The 20172-nt window shown below is 44.7% G+C and carries 15 protein-coding genes and 1 tRNA gene; 4 read left to right on the top strand and 12 right to left on the bottom strand.

The genetic code is table 11. The annotated features are described in order from the left end of the window. Nucleotides 1-44: 44 nt before the first annotated feature. Complete coding sequence (nhaC, locus tag GJU82_RS04430) at nucleotides 45-1538, bottom strand: Na+/H+ antiporter NhaC (protein ID WP_153631038.1); 1494 nt, start codon at nucleotides 1536-1538, stop codon at nucleotides 45-47. Nucleotides 1539-1726: 188 nt separating this feature from the next. Here nhaC and GJU82_RS04425 point away from each other — a divergent pair, with 188 nt between their 5' ends. Next, the gene (locus GJU82_RS04425; protein WP_153631037.1) at nucleotides 1727-3910 is read left to right on the top strand and encodes a hypothetical protein; all 2184 of its coding nucleotides are present in this window, start codon (nucleotides 1727-1729) and stop codon (nucleotides 3908-3910) included. A 94-nt stretch (nucleotides 3911-4004) separates the two neighbouring features. Here GJU82_RS04425 and GJU82_RS04420 read toward each other — a convergent pair whose 3' ends face one another. The 8 genes from GJU82_RS04420 to GJU82_RS04385 form a co-directional block, all read right to left on the bottom strand. After that, nucleotides 4005-4859, bottom strand: a complete 855-nt coding sequence (locus GJU82_RS04420) for a TIM barrel protein (protein ID WP_153631036.1) — start codon at nucleotides 4857-4859, stop codon at nucleotides 4005-4007. A 35-nt stretch (nucleotides 4860-4894) separates the two neighbouring features. Further along, nucleotides 4895-6487 (bottom strand): Gfo/Idh/MocA family protein, encoded by a 1593-nt coding sequence (locus GJU82_RS04415; protein ID WP_153631035.1) that lies wholly within the window; start codon nucleotides 6485-6487, stop codon nucleotides 4895-4897. A gap of 27 nt (nucleotides 6488-6514) precedes the next feature. Continuing rightward, a complete protein-coding gene (locus tag GJU82_RS04410) occupies nucleotides 6515-6997 on the bottom strand; it encodes a DoxX family protein (protein ID WP_153631034.1) in 483 nt (160 codons plus the stop codon). A gap of 197 nt (nucleotides 6998-7194) precedes the next feature. Beyond that, a complete protein-coding gene (locus GJU82_RS04405; RefSeq protein WP_153631033.1) occupies nucleotides 7195-7743 on the bottom strand; it encodes a DJ-1 family glyoxalase III in 549 nt (182 codons plus the stop codon). 118 nt (nucleotides 7744-7861) lie between these two features. Further along, nucleotides 7862-8368: an RNA polymerase sigma factor gene (locus tag GJU82_RS04400; protein WP_153631032.1), complete on the bottom strand. Its 507-nt coding sequence runs from the start codon at nucleotides 8366-8368 to the stop codon at nucleotides 7862-7864. 479 nt (nucleotides 8369-8847) lie between these two features. Further along, nucleotides 8848-8920: transfer RNA gene (locus GJU82_RS04395), tRNA-Lys, on the bottom strand. 144 nt (nucleotides 8921-9064) lie between these two features. After that, nucleotides 9065-9736: a 2,3-bisphosphoglycerate-dependent phosphoglycerate mutase gene (locus tag GJU82_RS04390; protein WP_153631031.1), complete on the bottom strand. Its 672-nt coding sequence runs from the start codon at nucleotides 9734-9736 to the stop codon at nucleotides 9065-9067. A 249-nt stretch (nucleotides 9737-9985) separates the two neighbouring features. Next, nucleotides 9986-10726 carry a DUF6261 family protein gene (locus GJU82_RS04385; RefSeq protein WP_153631030.1) on the bottom strand — a complete coding sequence of 247 codons (741 nt, stop codon included), beginning with the start codon at nucleotides 10724-10726 and terminating at the stop codon, nucleotides 9986-9988. 727 nt (nucleotides 10727-11453) lie between these two features. Between GJU82_RS04385 and GJU82_RS17895 the strand changes: the two genes are divergently transcribed. Together GJU82_RS17895 and GJU82_RS04375 are read left to right on the top strand one after the other, a co-directional pair. Further along, nucleotides 11454-11513: a DUF2971 domain-containing protein gene (locus GJU82_RS17895; RefSeq protein ID WP_373921453.1), complete on the top strand. Its 60-nt coding sequence runs from the start codon at nucleotides 11454-11456 to the stop codon at nucleotides 11511-11513. Between the two features lie 288 nt (nucleotides 11514-11801). Beyond that, a complete protein-coding gene (locus GJU82_RS04375; RefSeq protein ID WP_153631028.1) occupies nucleotides 11802-15248 on the top strand; it encodes a hypothetical protein in 3447 nt (1148 codons plus the stop codon). An 88-nt stretch (nucleotides 15249-15336) separates the two neighbouring features. Here the strand turns inward: GJU82_RS04375 and GJU82_RS04370 are convergent, their stop codons facing one another. The 3 genes from GJU82_RS04370 to GJU82_RS17890 form a co-directional block, all read right to left on the bottom strand. Further along, entirely contained in the window at nucleotides 15337-15867 is a 531-nt protein-coding gene (locus tag GJU82_RS04370) for a hypothetical protein (protein WP_153631027.1), read from the bottom strand. A gap of 17 nt (nucleotides 15868-15884) precedes the next feature. Further along, nucleotides 15885-18383, bottom strand: a complete 2499-nt coding sequence (locus GJU82_RS04365; protein ID WP_228488565.1) for a glycoside hydrolase family 31 protein — start codon at nucleotides 18381-18383, stop codon at nucleotides 15885-15887. Between the two features lie 105 nt (nucleotides 18384-18488). Next, nucleotides 18489-18668, bottom strand: a complete 180-nt coding sequence (locus GJU82_RS17890) for a glycoside hydrolase family 66 protein (RefSeq protein WP_373921452.1) — start codon at nucleotides 18666-18668, stop codon at nucleotides 18489-18491. A gap of 88 nt (nucleotides 18669-18756) precedes the next feature. Between GJU82_RS17890 and GJU82_RS04355 the strand changes: the two genes are divergently transcribed. After that, nucleotides 18757-20055 carry an IS1380 family transposase gene (locus GJU82_RS04355; RefSeq protein ID WP_153631026.1) on the top strand — a complete coding sequence of 433 codons (1299 nt, stop codon included), beginning with the start codon at nucleotides 18757-18759 and terminating at the stop codon, nucleotides 20053-20055. Nucleotides 20056-20172 lie beyond the last annotated feature (117 nt).

Below are 20172 nucleotides of genomic sequence, written 5' to 3'. Positions count from 1 at the left end.
TCATTTAGTGCAGCCTTTTTTCTCTCCGGCTAACTTGTAGTTTATTATTGTATTATCTTACCAGTCAACTCAATTCCTTCTTCCTTGAGTTCTTCGGGTGAATACCTCCGTATTTTAAAGTTGAGATAAGCCACCAGAATTGTCATCACCGGGCTGATCAGGTTGAAAAATGCATAAGGCAGATAGGCCAGCGTAGGAACGCCCAGAACCCGTGACTGCGTCGCACCGCATGTATTCCAGGGAATCAGTACAGAAACAACCGTACCCGAATCTTCGAGTGTTCGGCTGAGTAGTTCAGGCTTAAGACCGTTTTCCCGGTAGGTTTGCGAAAACATGCGCCCCGGAACTACGATGGCCAGGTATTGATCGGAAGCAGTAAAGTTGAAAAATATACAGCTGCTGACGGTGGAGAATACCAACGAACCTGTGCTGTGGGCAAACTTCAGAATCTCATTGGTAATGCGATTCAACAAACCGCCTGCTTCCATCACACCCCCAAAAACCATGGCGGATAAGATTAACCAGATAGTGTCCAGCATTCCACTCATCCCGGAGGTGTGCAAAAGCTCATTTACTGCCGCGTCCCGGGTGGTTAAGCTAATATCGCCAAACATCGATTGCATCACAGCGATATAAGCATCTTTCAGGTAAATGCCTGATTCGCCGGAAACGCTTTGAATGATTTGCGGTTGAAATATGACTGCAAACAGGGCGCCCAGCATGGTTCCAATAAAAAGAGCGGGCAAGGCAGGCATTTTCCGAATAATGATGACCAGCAAAGTTATTGGCACGATAAAGAGTAATGGCGTTGTGTTGAAGGTTCCTTCAATGGCTGTCTTTACATCGTCAACATTAATGGTAATTTGGGTAAAGTCGTGAGTGATTCCCATGATGAGGAAAATAATGAGCGTAATGGTCATGGTGGGGACCGTGGTATACATCATGTACCGGATGTGCGTAAAGATATCGGTGCCAGCCATGGCAGGAGCCAGATTCGTCGTATCGGAGAGGGGAGACATCTTGTCGCCGAAATAGGCTCCACTGATAATGGCGCCGGCTACAACCGGTTCGCTAAATCCCAGTGTTTTGCCAATACCTAACAATGCCACGCCAATGGTTGCAACCGTAGACCATGAACTTCCGGTAGCAACCGAAACAATAGCCGATACGACCACTGCGGAGAAGAGGAATAATTTGGGAGAGATAATATCCAGGCCATAAAAAATCATTGCAGGGACCACGCCACTAATCATCCAGGTTCCGGCAAGTGAACCAATGAGCAGCAGGATAAGCATTGATGGCATTGCTGAGCTGATATTCTCTATGACCTGTTTTTGTATGGTTGTCCAGCTTCGCTTCAGCCTGTGACAAATGAGACCTGCAATAGCAGCCGAAAGTAATAGGGCAATCTGGTTCGCGCCAGCCAATGTGTCTTCGAAAAACCAGACATTCGCGCTGAGAAGCGTTATCAGAAAGATAATCGGAAGAAATGCCTGCCACAAAGCCGGTTTATTTAGGTCTTCTTGTGCTTGAACCAAAATCGAAAAAAATTAGTTAATGGTTAGAATATTAGGTCTCAGGAATATAATATCTCCTGCAAATTCCCGTTACAAAGAAAAGGTATTTTTACTTATTTAGTGTGTTTTTTCCTGATGTTTAAAAGATACCAGAAGTTCAAATCCCCGATAATATTTTGTTATGTAGAATTAAAGTTTTGCTTACTTTTATGTTTCATCTATTATCAGATTTTGCCGTATTTATGGATACTACCTATATTTCGTTGCGTAATGTTCTGATTACTTTGTCTTTGGGAGTGGTGTTTTTATCATCCCCGTCTGCCTATGCTCAAAAAAAGAAACCACAAATATTAGAAGTTGGTGGAAAAGTGCGGTTAGATGAAGGCCGATTTGACGGGGCAACCATTGAAGTACTCAATACCGACAATAATAAAATTGAGAAAAAGATAAACGTAACGACAGCAGGAAAATTTGATTTTGAATTACCGTATCAGTATAATTACCAGCTATTTTTCCGAAAAAGTGGTTTTTATCCGAAGATGTTGATTGTAACAACGGTTATCCCGGAAAAAGTATTGGAGCGCGACCCTTATTTTCCACCGATCCAGTTTGTCGTCACATTATTTAAGGTGGTGCCGGAAATCGATCCGGCGTTTTCAAAAAAGCCAGTCGGGAAAATATTCTATTCGGCTAAAGTGGATAATTTCGATTCGGAATCGTACTTCAACGATATGCAAATACGTCAGGAGATTGATGACGAAAAGACCAAACTTGCCGACAAATCTTATCAGAAGAAACTGGATCTGGCCAAAACGCTCGAAGAAGCTGAAAAATTGGCGGAAGCTATTGCCGTATATCAACAGGCTGCCGATTTAAAGCCGAACGATAATTTTGTTAAGGACAAGATTAAATTGCTTGGCGAACAAATTAAACTGAAAGAAGAGCAGGCAAAGCAGAATGAAGAATTTAAACAGCTAATGGCCGAAGGAGAGGAAAAGGTTGCCAGTAAGGCATTCCAGGAGGCCCTGAATATATACAATAAGGCCCTGAAATTACAACCGGATGCGCAGCATCCTAAAGAGATGTTGAACAAAATTAAAGCTGCCATTGCCGCACAAAGGCAAGCTGCGGAGGAAGCGGCCAAACAGAAAGCTTTGGCCGAAGCCCGTCAAAAACAATTTGAGCAGGTTGTTTCGAAAGGAGACAGCTTGTTTGCCGTTAAATCTTATCCTGATGCGACAACCGCTTTTAATCAAGCATTACAGTTGCAGCCCGTTGCAAAACATCCGCAGGAGATGTTGAACAAAATTAAAGCTGCCATTGCCGCACAAAGGCAAGCTGCGGAGGAAGCGGCCAAACAGAAAGCTTTGGCCGAAGCCCGTCAAAAACAATTTGAGCAGGTTGTTTCGAAAGGAGACAGCTTGTTTGCCGTTAAATCTTATCCTGATGCGACAACCGCTTTTAATCAAGCATTACAGTTGCAGCCCGTGGCAAAACATCCGCAGGAGATGTTGAACAAAATTAAAGCTGCTATTGCCGCACAAAGGCAAGCTGCGGAGGAGGCGGCCAAACAGAAAGCTTTGGCCGAAGCCCGCCAAAAACAGGCTGAAGCCAAAGTAGAACAACGCCGTTTTTCTTCTGCAATAGCAAAAGGTGATAGTTTATTTGGATTGAAACAATACAATAGCTCCATTGCTGCTTTTAATGAAGCGTTGCAATTACAACCCGGTGCAACTTATCCGGCTACGATGCTAGAAAAAATAAAGCACGCTTTGGCTGAAAAAGAGCAGGCTGCAAAGGAAAAACAGTTGGCTGAGCAAGCACAGAACCGTTCGACGTATCAGGAACAAAAAGACACTGCGAGTTTCCATTATATTGGTGTAGTAGAGGATTTGTATCTGAACAATATCAAAAAAGCGGATGCCGCTTACGCCGAATCAATGTGGACAGTTGCCCGTTTCTTTTATTACGAAGCACAGAAGTACAAACCTTCGGAAAAATATCCGCAAAAGCAGGTTGATTTATGTGATAAAGCGATAGAATCGGAGTTGCTGGCCAAAAGAGAAAAGCAATATCAGGATTTTATCAGCAAGGCGGATGCGAGTCTGAAAACCGCTGAATTCACGTTGGCAAAATTCTATTATCATCAGGCGCTGAAGATTAAAGGAGGAGAGGACTACCCCAAAAGGCAGCTGGTTGAAGTTAAGAAAGCGGTCCAACAAAAACACGCTTCAGAAGAAGAAACCCAATTCCGTTCTTTTGTGAAAAAGGCTGATGAGGCGTTCGGCCAAAAAGACATTTCAGTTGCCCGTTTTTACTATAAGAAAGCGCTCGCCCTGAAACCCGATGAATCATATCCAAAAACACAGTTAAACAGGTTGGACAGCCTGTAACAAGCTTTAAAAGCAAAAAAAGCCCCGCCGGGCTTTTTGTTTTTTTGTAAGGTGAGTAGAAGGATTTAAATAAATCCGGCGGGACCTTATTTCGTTATACAAAACTTGCGTTATTCAAAAACGTAAAGCTGGTATTCAAATCTTCCCAAATATCGCCTTTGCAACGATCTTCTTCCACAAAGAAATGTTTCATTCCTGCTTTTTCGCGCGCATCAAATATCGGTTTAAAATCAATTGTTCCGGTACCTACAGCTGCAAAAAATTGTTCCGGAGTGTTATCCATGTCTTTTACATGCCAGAGTTCGAAACGGCCGGGAAATTTATCGAAATATTCAATCGGCGTGTGGCCACCTTTGGTAATCCAGTATAAATCCAACTCACTTTTTACCAGGTTCGGATCGGTATTGCTGAGCAATACATCCATTGGAATTTGGCCTTCCATGGGCTCGAACTCGAAATTGTGGTTGTGATAGGCAAACTGAAGGCCGTGTTTTTTGGCAAATTGTCCCAGCGTATTGAGTTTGTCAGCCGTATTCTTGTATCCATCGAGGTTTTCGCGGAACTCACCAGACAGATAAGGGTAAACAATGTACTTGCAACCAGCTTCGGCGTGAGCGGAACAAACCTCATCAGCTACATCCGGTTCGAATACGGTATGGCTCGACATGAACTTCATGCCCATATCATTGAGCATCCTGGTAAATTCCTTCGGTTCTTTTCCATAAAAACGGCCATTACCGAAACCGGCGGCTTCAACCGAATTGTATCCTGTTTCAGCAACTTTTTTTAGTGTGCCTTCCAGATCGTCATTTAGCTGATCGCGTACAGTGTAAACCTGTAAGCCAATTTCTTTTTGCTTTTTACCACAGGATGAAAGAGCTGTGGGAGCCACCATTGCAGCGGTTGTGAGCATGGCTGATTTTTTAAGAAAATCGCGTCTTGTTCCCATTTTTATCGGTTTATAATGTTAGATAGAATGTAAATTTACACGATGATTTTTTCATTTTCAGCATCCCAGAACACTTTTTTATTATGCTTATATGAAAGTGTTCCCATGTGTGCCGTAATGGCTTCTTCGAAACCCTGATCAATATTGCAACTGGGCTGTTTCCCGTCGCGGATGCAGTCGACCCACTCTTTCATGTGCAGGTGCGTTGTATCTACTCGTTTGCCACCTCTGTAAGTGTATAACAGACCTCGACCGGCAAAATACTTTTCGGTAGCCGACGTAACGGCATCTGCATTTTTCCTGCCGGGAATATAAGAATAAATAGGCAGTTCCGGATCGATGATCCCTTTCTTGATCTTGTCGGCGTATTTGGTTGACTCAACGTCGGCATTGATGGTGAGGGTTTGTCCGAGCTCCATCCAGGCATCGTGCCCCATCACTACTTTTCCGCGTTGATGCTGACTGGAGAGAGTGGCACTGTAAACCAGTGATAAATCCTGTTTTGGGAATTCAAACACGGTATGCAACACATCCGGTACCGTCCGTCCGTCTTTATAGAAATAAATTCCCCCGGTTGACATGGCTGAATCCGGAATGCCAACATTCATGATTTGGTTGATGGCATCGTATTCATGTGTAAGCAAGTCGCCTGACAAGCCGGTGCTGTAATCCCACCAACAACGCCAGCGGAAAAAACGCTCGAGACTGAATTCATGCCATGGCGCTGGCCCGATAAATTGCTCCCAGTCGATGGTTCCAGGATTGGCGTCTTTATGTATTGGATACACCCAGGCACCATTTGGCGTATTCCGGTTGGTGGTTACTTCAACCAGGTTAATTGGCCCCAGTACGCCTTTTTCGATGGCTTCTTTGGCTTTCTGGTAACTATCAGTCTGCCGTCCCTGGTGGCCGAGCTGGAAAGTTATTCCACTCTCTTTTACTGCCTTCCTGACCTCATAAGTTTCTTCAACCGTCCAGGTCATGGGTTTTTCGCAGTAAACATGTATGCCATTTTTCGCTGCTTCAATGGTCATCGGACCGTGCCAGTGATCAGGGGCAGCAATAACAACGGCATCTATATCGGGAGCAGCACAAAGCTCTTTGTAATTCTTAAATATTTTAGGCATTGGCCCCATGTTTCCACCGGTTCCTTCGCGGTTAACATTGGCGCCGGCTTCGGCACACATTTTTTCATAAGTGTTGAAGATATCGCAAACAGCAGTAATCTGAATTCCGAGGTTTTCCTGCTGAAGAAATTCCTCGTACCGTTTATCCCCTTTATTATTCATGGCGCCTTCTTTCCACTCGTCTACCATCGTAGGATGGGCAAAGCCTAACGCTTTAGCCAGCATTTTCCCACGGATACCGTATCCGATCAATCCAACGCGAAGCGGTTTTCCGCTAAGGTCCGAAGGGGGAGTGGCGGCCGGCTCTTCATAACCCATACCTACTTCATCGGTAATTGAACTACTCAGCAGGCGATCGTATTGTTTCTTTTTGTAAACACCGTAGGCAAAAGCACCCAAAACGGGAACTGTTGCCAGACTTTTAATCACGTCGCGGCGTCCTACATTCTTTTTATTCTCGTTCTGTTCTGTGTGTTCCTGATTTTGCTTTTTATCACTCATTTCTCGTTCCTCTCAAATAATTAAATTTTACTTTGTTTTAACCAGCAACCGATCGAACCCAATAATTTTCCCGGTAGGAAAAAGGGATAATGCCCACATAGCAAAAAATTCGATGGCCACCTTATCGATGAAGAGGTAACTTCCTTCGGAAGGAAGGGCGTACGTTAATCCGATGAAAGGTGGATGAGAGAAATAATACATGGCCAGTAACAACATGCCTCCGTAAATGGCCCAACGGGTAAACAGGCCCATTATCAATGCTACGCCGATAAGGACAAGCCCCCATTCGTTTAAAGCGTCGATAACCGGAAGTAATTTTGGGGAAGCTGCCAGTGAGTGATAAAACCCGGATAAAAATCCTTTGGAATCCATTAAATAGCCAACAGAAGTCCAGTTGGGGTTCAGGAGCTTGGTAATACCTTCATAGAGAAAATGCCAGCCGATCACCACACGAAGGATAAGCAATGCCGCAAGCTGGGCATTGGAAAGTTTTTGGTGAGGATTTAACATGGTGCGTTTCGTATTGATAGGATAAAAGTTGAGATACAAATCGCCCGAAAATTAATAAAAGGAAGGAGATTGAGAAAAATGTTAAATAGCATTTTGTGTTTATTACAATTATTTAACTTATGAGAGGAAGTAGATATGACGATGGCACCCCGGATGAGATGCCATTTGTATTCTGCAAATAATCTCTGATTTCGGGTTTATTCAACAAGCATGTCTTCCGCCAGCTTCTCTGCTACTTTTTTGTCTTCCAGGTATTCAACAATTTTCAGTGCGAATTTAATGGCAACGCCGGCGCCTCTTCCCATGATGATATTTTCACATTGCAACGTCGGTTCTTCCAGGATGGTTGCACCCTTCAGGTACTTTTCATATCCGGGGTAACAAACAGCTTTCTTGCCTTCAAGAAGTCCTAATTCCCCCAAAACAAGGGGCGCAGCACAAATAGCTCCCATAGGCTTATCTTCGTCGGCAAAGGCTTTGATTTGTTTCTTAAGCCCTTCATGTTCGTTTAAATGGCGTGCACCTGGCATACCTCCAGGCAGAACAATCATTTCAACATTATTGTAATTGACTTCTTCGAATAGTTTGTCTGCAATAACCGGGATGTTGTGATTACCCTTTACCTCTTTCTTTCCTGTAACGGAAACAGTTGTCACATCTAAACGGGCACGCCTGAGAACATCAATAATGCTGATAGCTTCAATCTCTTCAAATCCCTCGGCAAGGTGTACTGCAATGTTGGTCATATTGTGTATTTTTTTGATGATCAAAGTTAATGATTAGCTGGCATGAACACAAAAAAGCCCGGAAAAACAATTGTTAACCGGGCCTCAAAGAAAAATTGAAGATTTATTTTTCAGCTAATTAAACGGCATAATCTTTTAACCACTTACTGAGCTTTTTACGGGTAAAGAAAATGCGACTTTTAACCGTACCTAACGGTAGGTTTAGTTTTTCAGCGATTTCTTTGTATTTGTACCCGCTCAGAAACATCTGGAAAGGCTCTCTGAATTCTTTCTCGAGCATGTCAATTTTCTTGTAAATCTCCTTCTCTGCATGAATAGAATCGGGGGCCGGATAATGAACATCCTTGGAAAGGGAAAGATGAAAGTTATTGTTGGCTGAATCAAATGTTTTTTTTGCCTTTACGTTGCGCCTATAGTCATTAATGAACGTGTTCTTCATAATGGTGTAAATCCAGGCTTTGAAATTGGTATTCGTGCGGAACTTATCACGATAGGTAAGCGCTTTCAGATAAGTTTCCTGAAGCAAATCCTGTGCTTTTTCCGGGTCGCTTGTTAAACTTAGGGCAAAATGATACAGCCGGTCTTCCAGACTGATTAAAGTGTTTTGAAATTGAATCTGTGTCATGGTTTTTGATGATTAAAGTTCGTGTTGACTGACTAGAATGCGTGTTTGGTTGATCAAACATACTATCAAAATTATCCTAAGTTTTTGGTATTAACAAACAAAAGGAGGGGTTCTTTTCATTAAATTGAACTTATTCTAAATAAGGCATGACATAAATCACTGATATACTTTCCTATAAAAACCAATCAAAGAATTATTCTAAATTACAGGTTAAATGAAACATTTTTTTACACTTTGGGGTATAAGGCCCCCTTCTTCGTCTGAGATGAACGGATTATTCATTATATTTTGTTGTAGTACTGATGGTTATATGCCTTTTGAAACTGTTTAATAAAGTTTCGGACGGAATGTATTTGCTGGTTGGATTTTCGTTTAGTAAAAAGTAATGAAAATTATGATAATAGATGTGGCCCCGTTTTCGCGATTTAAAGTAGGAGAGAAACAAAAAAGCCTCCCGATAGAAGAGGCTTTTCTGAAAGTGACTGAGCTGGGGCTCGGACCCAGGACCCACGCCTTAAAAGGGCGTTGCTCTACCAGCTGAGCTACTCAGTCATCCTTGTAGTACCCTTGTTTTTCAAAGGCGGTGCAAATATAGAATCTTTTGTTAAAAAATCAAAAGTTGAATTCTAAACATGGCGAAAACAATGGTCTTCGTATGCGGCAACTTCTTTTTTTCCAGAAGTTCAGAAAGGGTAATTATTCCCGGATAAGTTTATCGTCCTCGTAGCTGAAGAGCAACGGAACGCCGGTAGGAATTTCCAGTTGCAGAACTTCCTCCTTCGAAAGGTTTTCGATGTACATTACAATGGAACGCAGGCTGTTTCCGTGAGCTGAAACCAACACGTTTTTGCCTTCTTTCAGTTGTTTCAGAATGTTTTCCCTGAAGAAGGGGATGGTCCGCTCGGCCGTGTCCTGCAGGCATTCGCCGTTTGGCGGCGGAACATCGTAACTTCTTCTCCAGATATGAACTTGCTCGTCGCCGTATGTTTTTGCGGTTTCAGCTTTGTTCATGCCCTGCAATTCGCCGTAGTACCGTTCGTTCAGGTGCCAGTCACGGTAAACCGGGATGACATTTTTATTCATTTCTTCGCTGTAGATTACGCCCCATTCGCTCATCTTACCATCAGGATGAACCACTACCGGTGTTTTTTCGCTTTTGTTTTTGGCCATTGCAATCATGGCTGTTTCGAGGGCACGAACCTGTACCGAAGTGTAGACTACGTCGAATTCCATATCGGCCAGCGTCTCACCGGCTTTCAGCGCTTCTTCAATTCCGACAGTCGACAGCGGGACGTCTACCCAGCCGGTAAATACGTTTTTCTTGTTCCAAAGGGATTGTCCGTGACGGACCAACACCAATTTTGCCATTGTTTCTTTTTTTATTGAATGGTTTAATAATCTCTTTTCAGTCTGTTTTCCCCGTTAAACAACTAAACAGTGGAGTAGGTTGAAAAAAATGTACAGGACAATAATTTTCTTTTCCCGAATATCTCACATCCTTAAATAACAAACGAGCCGCAACCGATTTCCGGTTGCGGCTCGTTTTAAGACAAAAAATTAATTAACCTAAAATCAAACTTATATGGGAAAATATCAATTCTGATTGGCCCAAACAAATCAAACCTCTTCGTCAACAGCCTCTTCTTTACTATTGCGTCCGGCCCGAATGGCCAGTTGGGTTTGGTAGTATTTGATTTTTTCGTTCAGCTCATTCACGAATGTCTCCACACCTTCGGCAGCCATGTCGAGGGTGATGGTGGCGTTAATCCGTTTGACCATTTGTTTGTAAATCGGATCAATAATCAAGCGGGTCGAACGTACATCTGCGTTAAGTCGACCGGCTAACTCGGTGTTTCGTTGGTTCAACACCGTCTGAAAATGTTCGTTTTGCTCTTTCAGCATAGCTACCCAGGTGGTTATGCCGATTAGATCGACATGAGGGCTGTAGGTTTCATTTTGCAAATCGCCAACCAGATTGGTTAGTGCGGCGCTCTCTTCGTTATATGACATTTTGCGCATGTTGCCATACAGGCTGATTACCCGTTTTAACTTGCGGGCACTTTCTTCCTCGGCTTCGACCGGACTGCGTACCGTGGCATTTACCCGGCCTCTGATAGCGCTCCATGTCGTATCGCGAAGTTTATCCAGCTGGTATACCTCGGCTGATTTATTGCTGCCTTGCTCAACACGTAAGGCCGAATCAAGGCTGCCTAATGCATCCCCAAATGCAGCGTATTGCACTGTAATGCCTAATGTTTCAGAGGTTGCAGCTTCGATAAGTGTTTTAACATCGGTCATAAACTGATAATGTTCATTGTTCCGTAGGTAGATTAGATTGAAGTTTTGGATTAGATTCATAATGTTATATTTAAGTGGAAAAATGATAACTAATTTACAACTATCTAAAATAAAATTCAATCTTCAAAACATGTTTATGATCATCATTTTGGTTCTTTTCGTTACAAAAATATTCAATTTATCAGATGTTTTTTACACAAACGAAACAGTTGATTACAAGTCTGGCTTGTAAAGATGATTGCAACATCCTTTCTTTTTCATATTAGTTTATAGCTATTGGAATATCGAAAGACTTGTTTCTACTGTTCGCTTCCTGAAATATTATACCGGCAACTGTTTTCATGCAGTCTCGCGGCGAGAAACCTTGCCGCCAATCGTTTTCATACTTTCTCGGATCGAGAAACCTTGCCGACAACTGTTTTCATACTTTCTCTTAATAGAGAAACGTTGCCGCAGATTGGATTCAAGCTTTCCCACTGCTGGGAAACCGCGTCATCAGCTGATTTTATGATTCCCCGAGAATGTTCACTCAACTGTGTCTGTCACTCTGCATAGTCATCACATTTTTCGATGAAGGTGTCATATATCACGATTAATTCTATCGTCGAATTTTATCTTCAATTGAGCCAGGACAAGTCCCCAATTGGGTTGTTTTGCCCTTTCTCATGGCAGAAATTGCCTTTTTATTGATATTCTCACTATCCTGAGACATGTTGTTGATAATATTTTGCACGTTCGGCAAAATTATGGCGTTTGTTGTTTCAGCAAATCTTCTGATATTTTGCTCATGTGGTCCCATTATAGTAATAAGCATCAGGGAATATGTTTGGGGTTTGACAGAACATGAGTTCGGGCTCAATATATGCCCAATTGATGAATACTAAGAATAATTTCCACAGACACCAGCCGGTCATATTTTACCGCTATTATTTTAATTAACAATTCATCATTCTCAAAAAAAAATAGCTGAAAAATTGTGCTGCCAAATCTAGTTTTAAATGCTTTCAAATCGCCATATATTATCCCTATTTTAAAACTTTCGAAAACCTCGCTGGTTGTACATATTGTAAGGATTTAATGGATGATTTATTTGTAAATTTGAAATCGGATTACTAAATAATAAAAGGATTTGACGATGAGAAAGACTTATGGCGTTGGTATTGACGCGGAAAAGCGTGCCGTCAACAAGAAAAAGAAGATTCAGTATATCAATCTGAAACTGGCAGCACAAGGATTTCCCTATTATCAGGATGAACGTTCAGCCCAGTTTCTGGAAATAGCCACTCCTTTACTGGATAACTATAAGGAACAATCGCGGCTGTTGGCCAGTCATTTATCACCCATTGAAAAACGGGTTCAAACCTTCCTGGACGATTACTTTGCTGATGTTCCGGGGAAAAAAAATATTTCCCTGCCGGGAAATTCTTTTGTGCTCGACACACATGGTCTGGCCCGCATGATGTCCATATCGCCCGGCAAGGATTGTTACGAAACCGATATGGTGAAATCGTACCGGACCTCACAAGGCATTTTGCACAATCCCAAAGGAGATAAGCGAACAACCAAAGGGGTATTTCACATTTGCGAAGGCGGGTTGCCTATTCCCAATGACAAAAAGGCGGTGCCCAAAGAGACGTTCGCCAAATTGCTCGAAGCAGCCCTGAACCCGCCAAAGGATTTGATGGAACTACCATTTACCTCGGATCAGGATGATAAGGCAGAATTGTTTATGAGCCTGATGTTGCGCCCGATTGTTGTTCCGGAAGTTCATGGGGTAACCAAGGAAAAATCGATGGAAGTTCTTTTTCTGGCTCCCGGAAGCCTCATTAGCAACCTCGATTTCGTTGAATCCATTTTTGGAAACGCCGGCGATCCCAACTTGCCGGAGAATGATGCGGCCCTCGATCCTGAAGGCTGGACCGGACATACCGGTTGTGTTATTATGGCGACACACCTGGTCCATGTGAAAAAGAAAGATATGGGCCTTCCGCATTACAATAATGCAACCGAACGGCAGCGCCGCGAAGGCATGTGCTGGAAGGACGAAAATGAGCGGTACAACGATGGCGGCGCGTTTAAAATTACCGCCCGTGACGAACGGGGAGTGGTGGTGACCATTATTGCCGACAACTATTTTGGATACTGCAAAAAAGAGGTCAAAACGCAAATCAGTTATTCAGCCAACTTGTTCGGCCTGGCGGAAGAAGAACACGCGGGTGGCGCAATTGCCTATCCCGGTTATGATTTGGGAGAACGGTACGTACTCGACGAAAGTCTGTTGCCGTCGACCATGACATTTAAAGAGTTTACCGCGCTTTATTCCGATATGATGAACCTTCATCCTGAAGGGTACGGGACTGACAAGAACTACCCGAACATTATTTATGTACCGGAGAACGCGCGCTTCAATATCTTCGAACAATCGGTGAGCTGGACAAATGACCAGGCAACCTATTCCATTAAATTGCTTCCGGCCAATCACTACGTTCTTCCTTCGGGGTACCGGATAAGAATGCGGAAGCGTTTAAACGGCCATCACTGGCACCTGACCGGAGCGGTTGGCGAAGGCACGTTGTGCCACAAACCCTGCACGGTTTCCGGTGGCGGAAAATCGGAGATATCCAAATCCATCCGGGATGCCATGATTCAAGGCAGCGTGATTGTTTCTGACCTGTCCGGGGATCTGGATATGGTGGAAGAGATCATGCAAAAAGATTTCTCTCACCGCTTCAAAATACCGGTTGATTACAAACGGCCGCCCCGCAGTATCCTCGATGCGGACCGCTCGCTGGGTTCAGTTATCAAACTGCTGACACCGGCCAATGAATACACCGATGAATACAACGACTGGTTGAAATCGGTTCCGCAACGGATAAAGGATTTGATTTACATTGTCAAACGAAGATATCACAACGAGTGGAGCCAGTACTGGCGGGAATACTTTTCTGTCGACCAAATCAATGGTAGTCCGGGAAATGAGCTGAAGTTCATGAACCGTAAGTTGATTTCCAATTACCTGCGCGTGGGCCATGATCTGGATAACTCCTGGCGAATTTTCCAGCTGCGGCAGGATTTCTATCCGGCACAAAAAATACAGGTAGAAGACGATATTACAGCCTCTATCATTGTGAGAAGCGATAGGTTGTCCTATCTCAATTCGAATTACGACAATCCGAGTGTTAAGCTGGTGACTAATTGCGAGGCGCGGTTATTCCAACGCCCGGACGATTGTATTATTAAAGGATACGATAAACAGGCGGAGAGCGATATTGCCAGTCCGAATACATTCCTGTCGAACTTCGAACCGTTGACGCGCGAACAGGTAAAAGAGATCAAGGAAGATACCATCGGGTTTGATTTCTATTCCCGCCCGGTGAAGGATTTAATCAATAATTTCCTGGCTAGTGATGAACCTGAATACCTGGTGGTTCCTTCCGAACCCAGACTGGTAAACGGTGTTCCGTCACAAAATCCACGTTACCTGCAGGTACGTCCCGACTTTGTTGATCCGATCGAAAAATACCTGGCCGAGACCTGTACGCGTATTTACCGCAGAATACCTTTGGACAAAGCTCTTTACCAGCCGGTGAACAGTGTCCTTCCGGGGCGCCGCAACAATCCGTCCGATCCGAAAAACAAGGTGCCGCCGCTGGCCATTTACAGCCCGGTGCACTATCAGGAGCTGCCCGAATTGTTCATTGATTTCATCTGCAGTGTCACCGGAAAATCGCCATCCACTACCGGATTCGGTTCGGAAGGTGCCTTGACCAAAGGCCCCTTTAATAACCTATTGGTAGCTTCCGACCTGAATAATGCCCTGCTGTCATACATTCTGACGGGTTATGAACCGCTGTCATCGGCCGCTGGCTATGTTGGACCGAAGTACAGGGTCGATCACGATATCAGCCTGCTGATGCCGGAAGTGATTTCGCGCATGTCGGTCAAGGAGCGTGATCCGAAATACCTGATTGAAAACGGGTACCTTGAAAAGGTCGAAAATGTTGAATACAACGGTGAGACCATTGAAGCCAGTCTGCTGGGATACCGGATTACCATCAAGTTTGTACGCCATTTCCTGGGACGAATCTTCAACAAACCGGATGCCGTATTTACAGAGGATATGCTGCGCCCCGAACTACAGGACATGGAGGCATTTGTCCAGTCGCTGAAAAACCTTTTCATCACCCAAAAACGGGTGGCCGAAGGGTTGATGACGGACGGGACCTACGAGGCATTGTGCCCTCCATTGCAGGCGCTGTTATCGATTATGGTGAAAGGGCAATTCGAAGGTAAGGACCGTGAACATCCGGACATACGGAAGCTGTTTACCAGGGAATATGTGATAAACAGCGATTGGTACAGGCACCGTCTGAAGGTGAAGCAGGAGCGCGATATCAAATTCTGGAATCAAACCATTGCCTATCTGGAAGACGCAATAGGCCGGGAAAACCTGAAAGAAGCCGTTCAAAAGCTTGAACTGGAATCGAAACTTAAAACGGCCCGAAAAGAACTGGCTCATGTACAATCAGAAGCCTATCTCAATGAGTTATATGGTACACTCGGAGCAGACCCGTTGAAATAATGTATCGAAAAACAAAGCAAAAAAGCCACTTCCTGACTTAACGGGAGGCGGCTTTCGCTTTGGAAAGTCAGGCGATGTATGACTTGGTTTACCCACACGTTCTGTTCATCTGAATTCCATCGAGCAGGAATCGGTTAACTTCACCGTTTATATTCGTGTTGCGGACAATCTCGTAGCTTAATTTCAACCAGTTCTTGTCACCGGTCGTTTTGTATATCTCCCAGGCTGCCAGCGACCACGCCACACACGGTCGGAGGAGACCGGCCAGGCGCCGCCGGTTCCCGTATCCTGAATAATGTGACCATCTTTCACCTTCTTCACCCGGCTGATTTTGGCCACTTCCGGTTCCAGCATCGCCAGTGAGAGCACGATTGAATGCATTAAACATCAGTTGAACGCTGTAAATTCCGTTACTATCAGGGCCGGTGAGTTCCAGTTGTTTGTTGTTGGGAAGGTCCTCGAAGTCCCGGTTCAACGGATAAGCACTGCCGGCAACGTACACACCTTTAAAATCTTTCCGGTAAATTTTATTACCATGAACATCTTCATAGTATCCCTTGGTTTTCCGAATACGGCATTGATAACCACCGGTTGATTTCCGGTAGAGCTTAACTTTCATTGTTAGGCTGTTGGTCGTTATTTTTCGATGGTAATGTGTGCTACTGTTAGGTCGGCCGGGACGTAAATGGTACACACATGTGAATCCTTGTCCCAGGACCACTGGACGCGTTTCGCGAAATGTTTGCCGGAAGGATTCCAGGCTTCTTTCACCTTCTTCATTTTACCGTCCTGCGTGAGTATTATATGTGGTGCCTGTTCCAGATAAATGCGATAAACTAACTCCCTGGCAGTAACCTTGTAACCGTTTGACACCTTTAGTGAATAATTAATAGAATAAGCTTCGCGGGCCGTGCCGCAAACCAGTTTCCTTTCGGCGAAGATGTTTCGTTTGTAGTCGTTGCTTTCGCCGTCATCTTCGTACACCGAAAAAGTGGCTTTCTTATTCACCGAAGCCGGGTAAACATGCAGGATGAGCGGATATCGCGGATTTTGATTGATGAATTGCATGACCGGCATCATGGGGATGATGGAACCTTTGCGGACAAACAAAGGCGTGGTTTCCAGCGAAACCGGATAATCAATCCACTGCTTTCCGGTATAAACCGTTTCCGGATGTTTAAAGTCTATCCATTCGCCTTCCGGCAGATAGACTTTTTTCGATGCGGCACCTTCTTCCGTTACGGGAGCCACCAGCAATTCCTTCCCGAAAAGGAATTCACCGTTCAGGCCTGCTGTTTCCGGATCATCCGGATACTCGAGCATCAAGGCGCGCATTAACGGAAGGCCGGTGTCGTGAGCCTTCCGGGCATACGAGTAAATGTATGGGAAGAGTTGGTATTTCTGTTCAATGGCTTTTTTGCAGATGGCTTCTACTTCCGGACCAAAGCGCCAGGGCTCCACCGCATTGTTCCCTTCGTGATGCGCCCGGCTGATGGGATTAAATACCCCGAATTGCATCCAACGGGTATAGAGCTCACCTTCGGCCTGGTAGTCGGTTATATCGCCGCAATAGCCCGATATGTCACAACTCCAGAAAGGAATCCCGCCCATTCCGGACGAAAGGGCCAACGGAATCTGTCCGGCCAGTTTGTTCCAGCCTTCGGTTACATTATCTCCGTTACCTGAATCGCCCGACCAACCGAATGTGTACCGCTGCATTCCGGCGAAAGCCGAACGGGTCATCTGGAAAATGCGGGTGTTGGGATTGTGCTTTTCAAATTCTTTGGTCACGACCTTGTCCCAGGTTAAGCCGAAAACATTGTGGATTTCGGCATGCATGCCCAGGTAGTGCTTCATATTAAGCCGGTCGGTACTCTCTTCGTTGCTCCATGCGGGTTCGCCCATGTCGGTCCAAAAGCCACGAACGCCCTGGCCGATGACTTTTTGCTGGTAGTTGCCCCACCAGTCGGCTACTGCCGGATTGGTGAAATCGACTACGCCACAGTTACCTCCCCAGGGCCAGGGCATATCATACGATTTTCCGGTTCGGACATCTTTCACAAAATACCCGAGAGAATCGGCTTCTGTCCATTGTACTTTATTACTTTGCGAAACAACCGGATCCTGCGAAACAATTATTTTAAAACCTTCGGATTCGAGATCTCCGAGCATCTTCACGGGATCGGTGTAATTCTCCTTTCGCCAATTGAAATCCTGCAAATATTGCGTCCAGCCAATGTCCTGAAAGATGATATCGCAGGGGATTTTCCGTTCCCGGAAGCCTTTGGCAATCTCGCGTGTGAGCTTTTCATTGGTCAGCATACCGCGCGATTGCGAGAATCCAAGTGCCCAATCGGGCGGCATGATGGGATGACCGGTCAGGTTCATGTACCGGCTAATAATTTGTTTGTAGGAAGGACCGTAAATAAAGTAATAAATCATTTCTCCACCCGGTGTAGCAAACGAATAGTTATCGACTGATTCAGAGCCGAAATTGTAGGTAGTTTTGAAGGTATTGTCGAAGTAGATGCCGTAACCTTCGCTGCTCATGAAGAAGGGAATGCTTTTGTACAACGGATCTTTATCGACCTCGTAGCATGGATTGTCGCTGTTCCACATTTTAAAGTTATGGCCGATGCGGTCGATAGGGCCGTTTTTTTCACCCAATCCGTAAATGCGTTCACCCGGGCGAAGGCCGATGTAACTGGCCATCCCGGTAGAATCGCTCTCAAAGCCCCGGTTTTGGTAATCATCCATCAATAACTTCTGATACTTGTCGAAAATACTGATGTGGAAAGGAGCTTTCCGTACCCGGATGATCAAATCACCGGTATAGATTTCGTAGTGTTGTGGTTGCTCCGAAATATTCAGTTGCTGATTTCCGTTCGACTCGTCGGCTACCACAGCAAACGATGGGTTATTCCGGTGAAAATCGTCGGTATCGTACCAAATTCGGATGATTCCGGGACCTACTTCTTTTATCTGCACTTTGATGCTGTTTTCACAGGTAAATACAGCCGTATTTCCATTCACGGAATAACTCCGGCAATTTCCCGGATGAATAACATCTGAAGCTTTTATCATTCCTGCAAAGAGGAGAACAAAAGCTACTGTTTGTATAATTCGTTTTATCATTTTTCGTCTTATTATTTGGTTCCGGAAACACAAAACATCCCCTGAAGAACCGATGATCCTTCTACTCTTTTTACCTATTCTCTATTCGTTTCTCTGGCCTTTCTGTTAATTATATTCTATCACCAACATGCCCCAATACTGCATCTCCGGAACGGTACAGGTGAGTGTAGAACCTTCTTGCGTAAATGCCAATTCTTCGGATGAACCGTAGCGATAATCAGGTGAGGCATACCAAACCTTGTTCGCTGTTTTTGAAGTCTCAATCTGCAGCGATAAATCCCGAATTATTCATCTCGAGTACAATAAAATGGGTGCAAAGTGTTATCTTTAAGTAGATTAAACGAAACAACAACACTTTTAAACGCACCCATTTATGAGCAATAAAGATACCGTTTTTTACCGAGGCAGGACAGCAATAAACATGGATTTTTCAGCAGATGCAGTCAGTTCTGACGGGGCCGTACTACTGCTGGAAAAACTCGAAAGGAAACATCGCATATTGCACTATTTTAGCCAAGTGATTCCCGATTGTCGTGATCCATTTCGTATAGTCCACCCCATTGATAAGCTTTTAAAGCAGCGCGTGTTCACCATGGTACAGGGCTACGAAGATGCCAACGATGTCCAGTACCTGAAAAACGACCCGCTGTTAAAGGACATCCTTGAAGGGGAACTGGCCTCACAGCCCACCATGTCAAGGTTCGAGAACGGTTTTGACAAGCATTCCGTATTTGCTTTGTGCAATGCGTGGGTTGACCGCTATGTACTCACACTGGCGGGCAGGGAACAACTTGTGATCGATATTGACGGCACCGACGACCCCACCCATGGCGAACAGCAACTGTCGATGTTCAATGGCTATTACGGCCAGTTCATGTACAACGAACTGTTTTTCCACGATGGCGACACGGGGCAGATCATCCTCCCGGTACTACGCCCGGGTAACAGCCACTCCAACAAATGGTACGTTGCCATTTTAAAGCGGATATTGAAAAAGATAAGGGCCGCCTATCCCGGACTGAAGATCATTGTGCGGGCCGACAGCGGCTTCAGTTGCCCCGCTTTTTACCAACTGGCCGATGATTTTGGCCTCAAGTTCGCCGTTGGCATCGCCGCAAACGAAACACTGAAGAAAAAAACCGCAAGGGCGGAGAAAGCCGTGCGCCATTTGTTCGTTTCCAACAACACCAAGCACCAACATTTTATAAGCTATACCTATCAAGCAGGCACCTGGCACAAACCACAACAATGCTACTCGAAGATAGAAAGCACGGGAAAGGGGCTGAACGTCAGGCATATTGTCAGCAATATGGAAGAAGCCGATGCCCGGTCCATCTATTTTGGGTTTTACGTAAAACGGGGCGAGGCCAGCGAAAACCGGATCAAAGAGGTAAAAAACATGTGTTTTTCGGACAGGTTGTCCGACCATGGCTTTTGGCCAAACTTTTTTCGGTTGTTCCTCAGCAGCTTGTCCTACGAAATATTTTTACTTGTGAAAGAAGCAATAAAGAAAACAGGCTTCGAAGCGGCCAAAAAATGGCAGGTTGATACTATTAGGGCATCATTGTTGAAAATTGGGGCAACAATAAAAACGACAAAGCGAAAGGTGTACTACCGCTTTTCCAAGGCGTTCGTACACCAGGAACTGTTCAGGCAACTGGTCTTTCAATAAAATAAACAGCAGCGAACAACCAAGCAGGGCACAATGATGGGATTGCTATGCCCTGTTGTCAAAAAATGAGAGTTTTGGGACAAGAACAGCCGGACACGGCATCGGTTGTCCCCAATA

The organism is Prolixibacter sp. SD074 (assembly GCF_009617895.1).
Lineage (GTDB): Bacteria > Bacteroidota > Bacteroidia > Bacteroidales > Prolixibacteraceae > Prolixibacter.
This window is presented reverse-complemented; position numbering and strand designations above follow the sequence as displayed.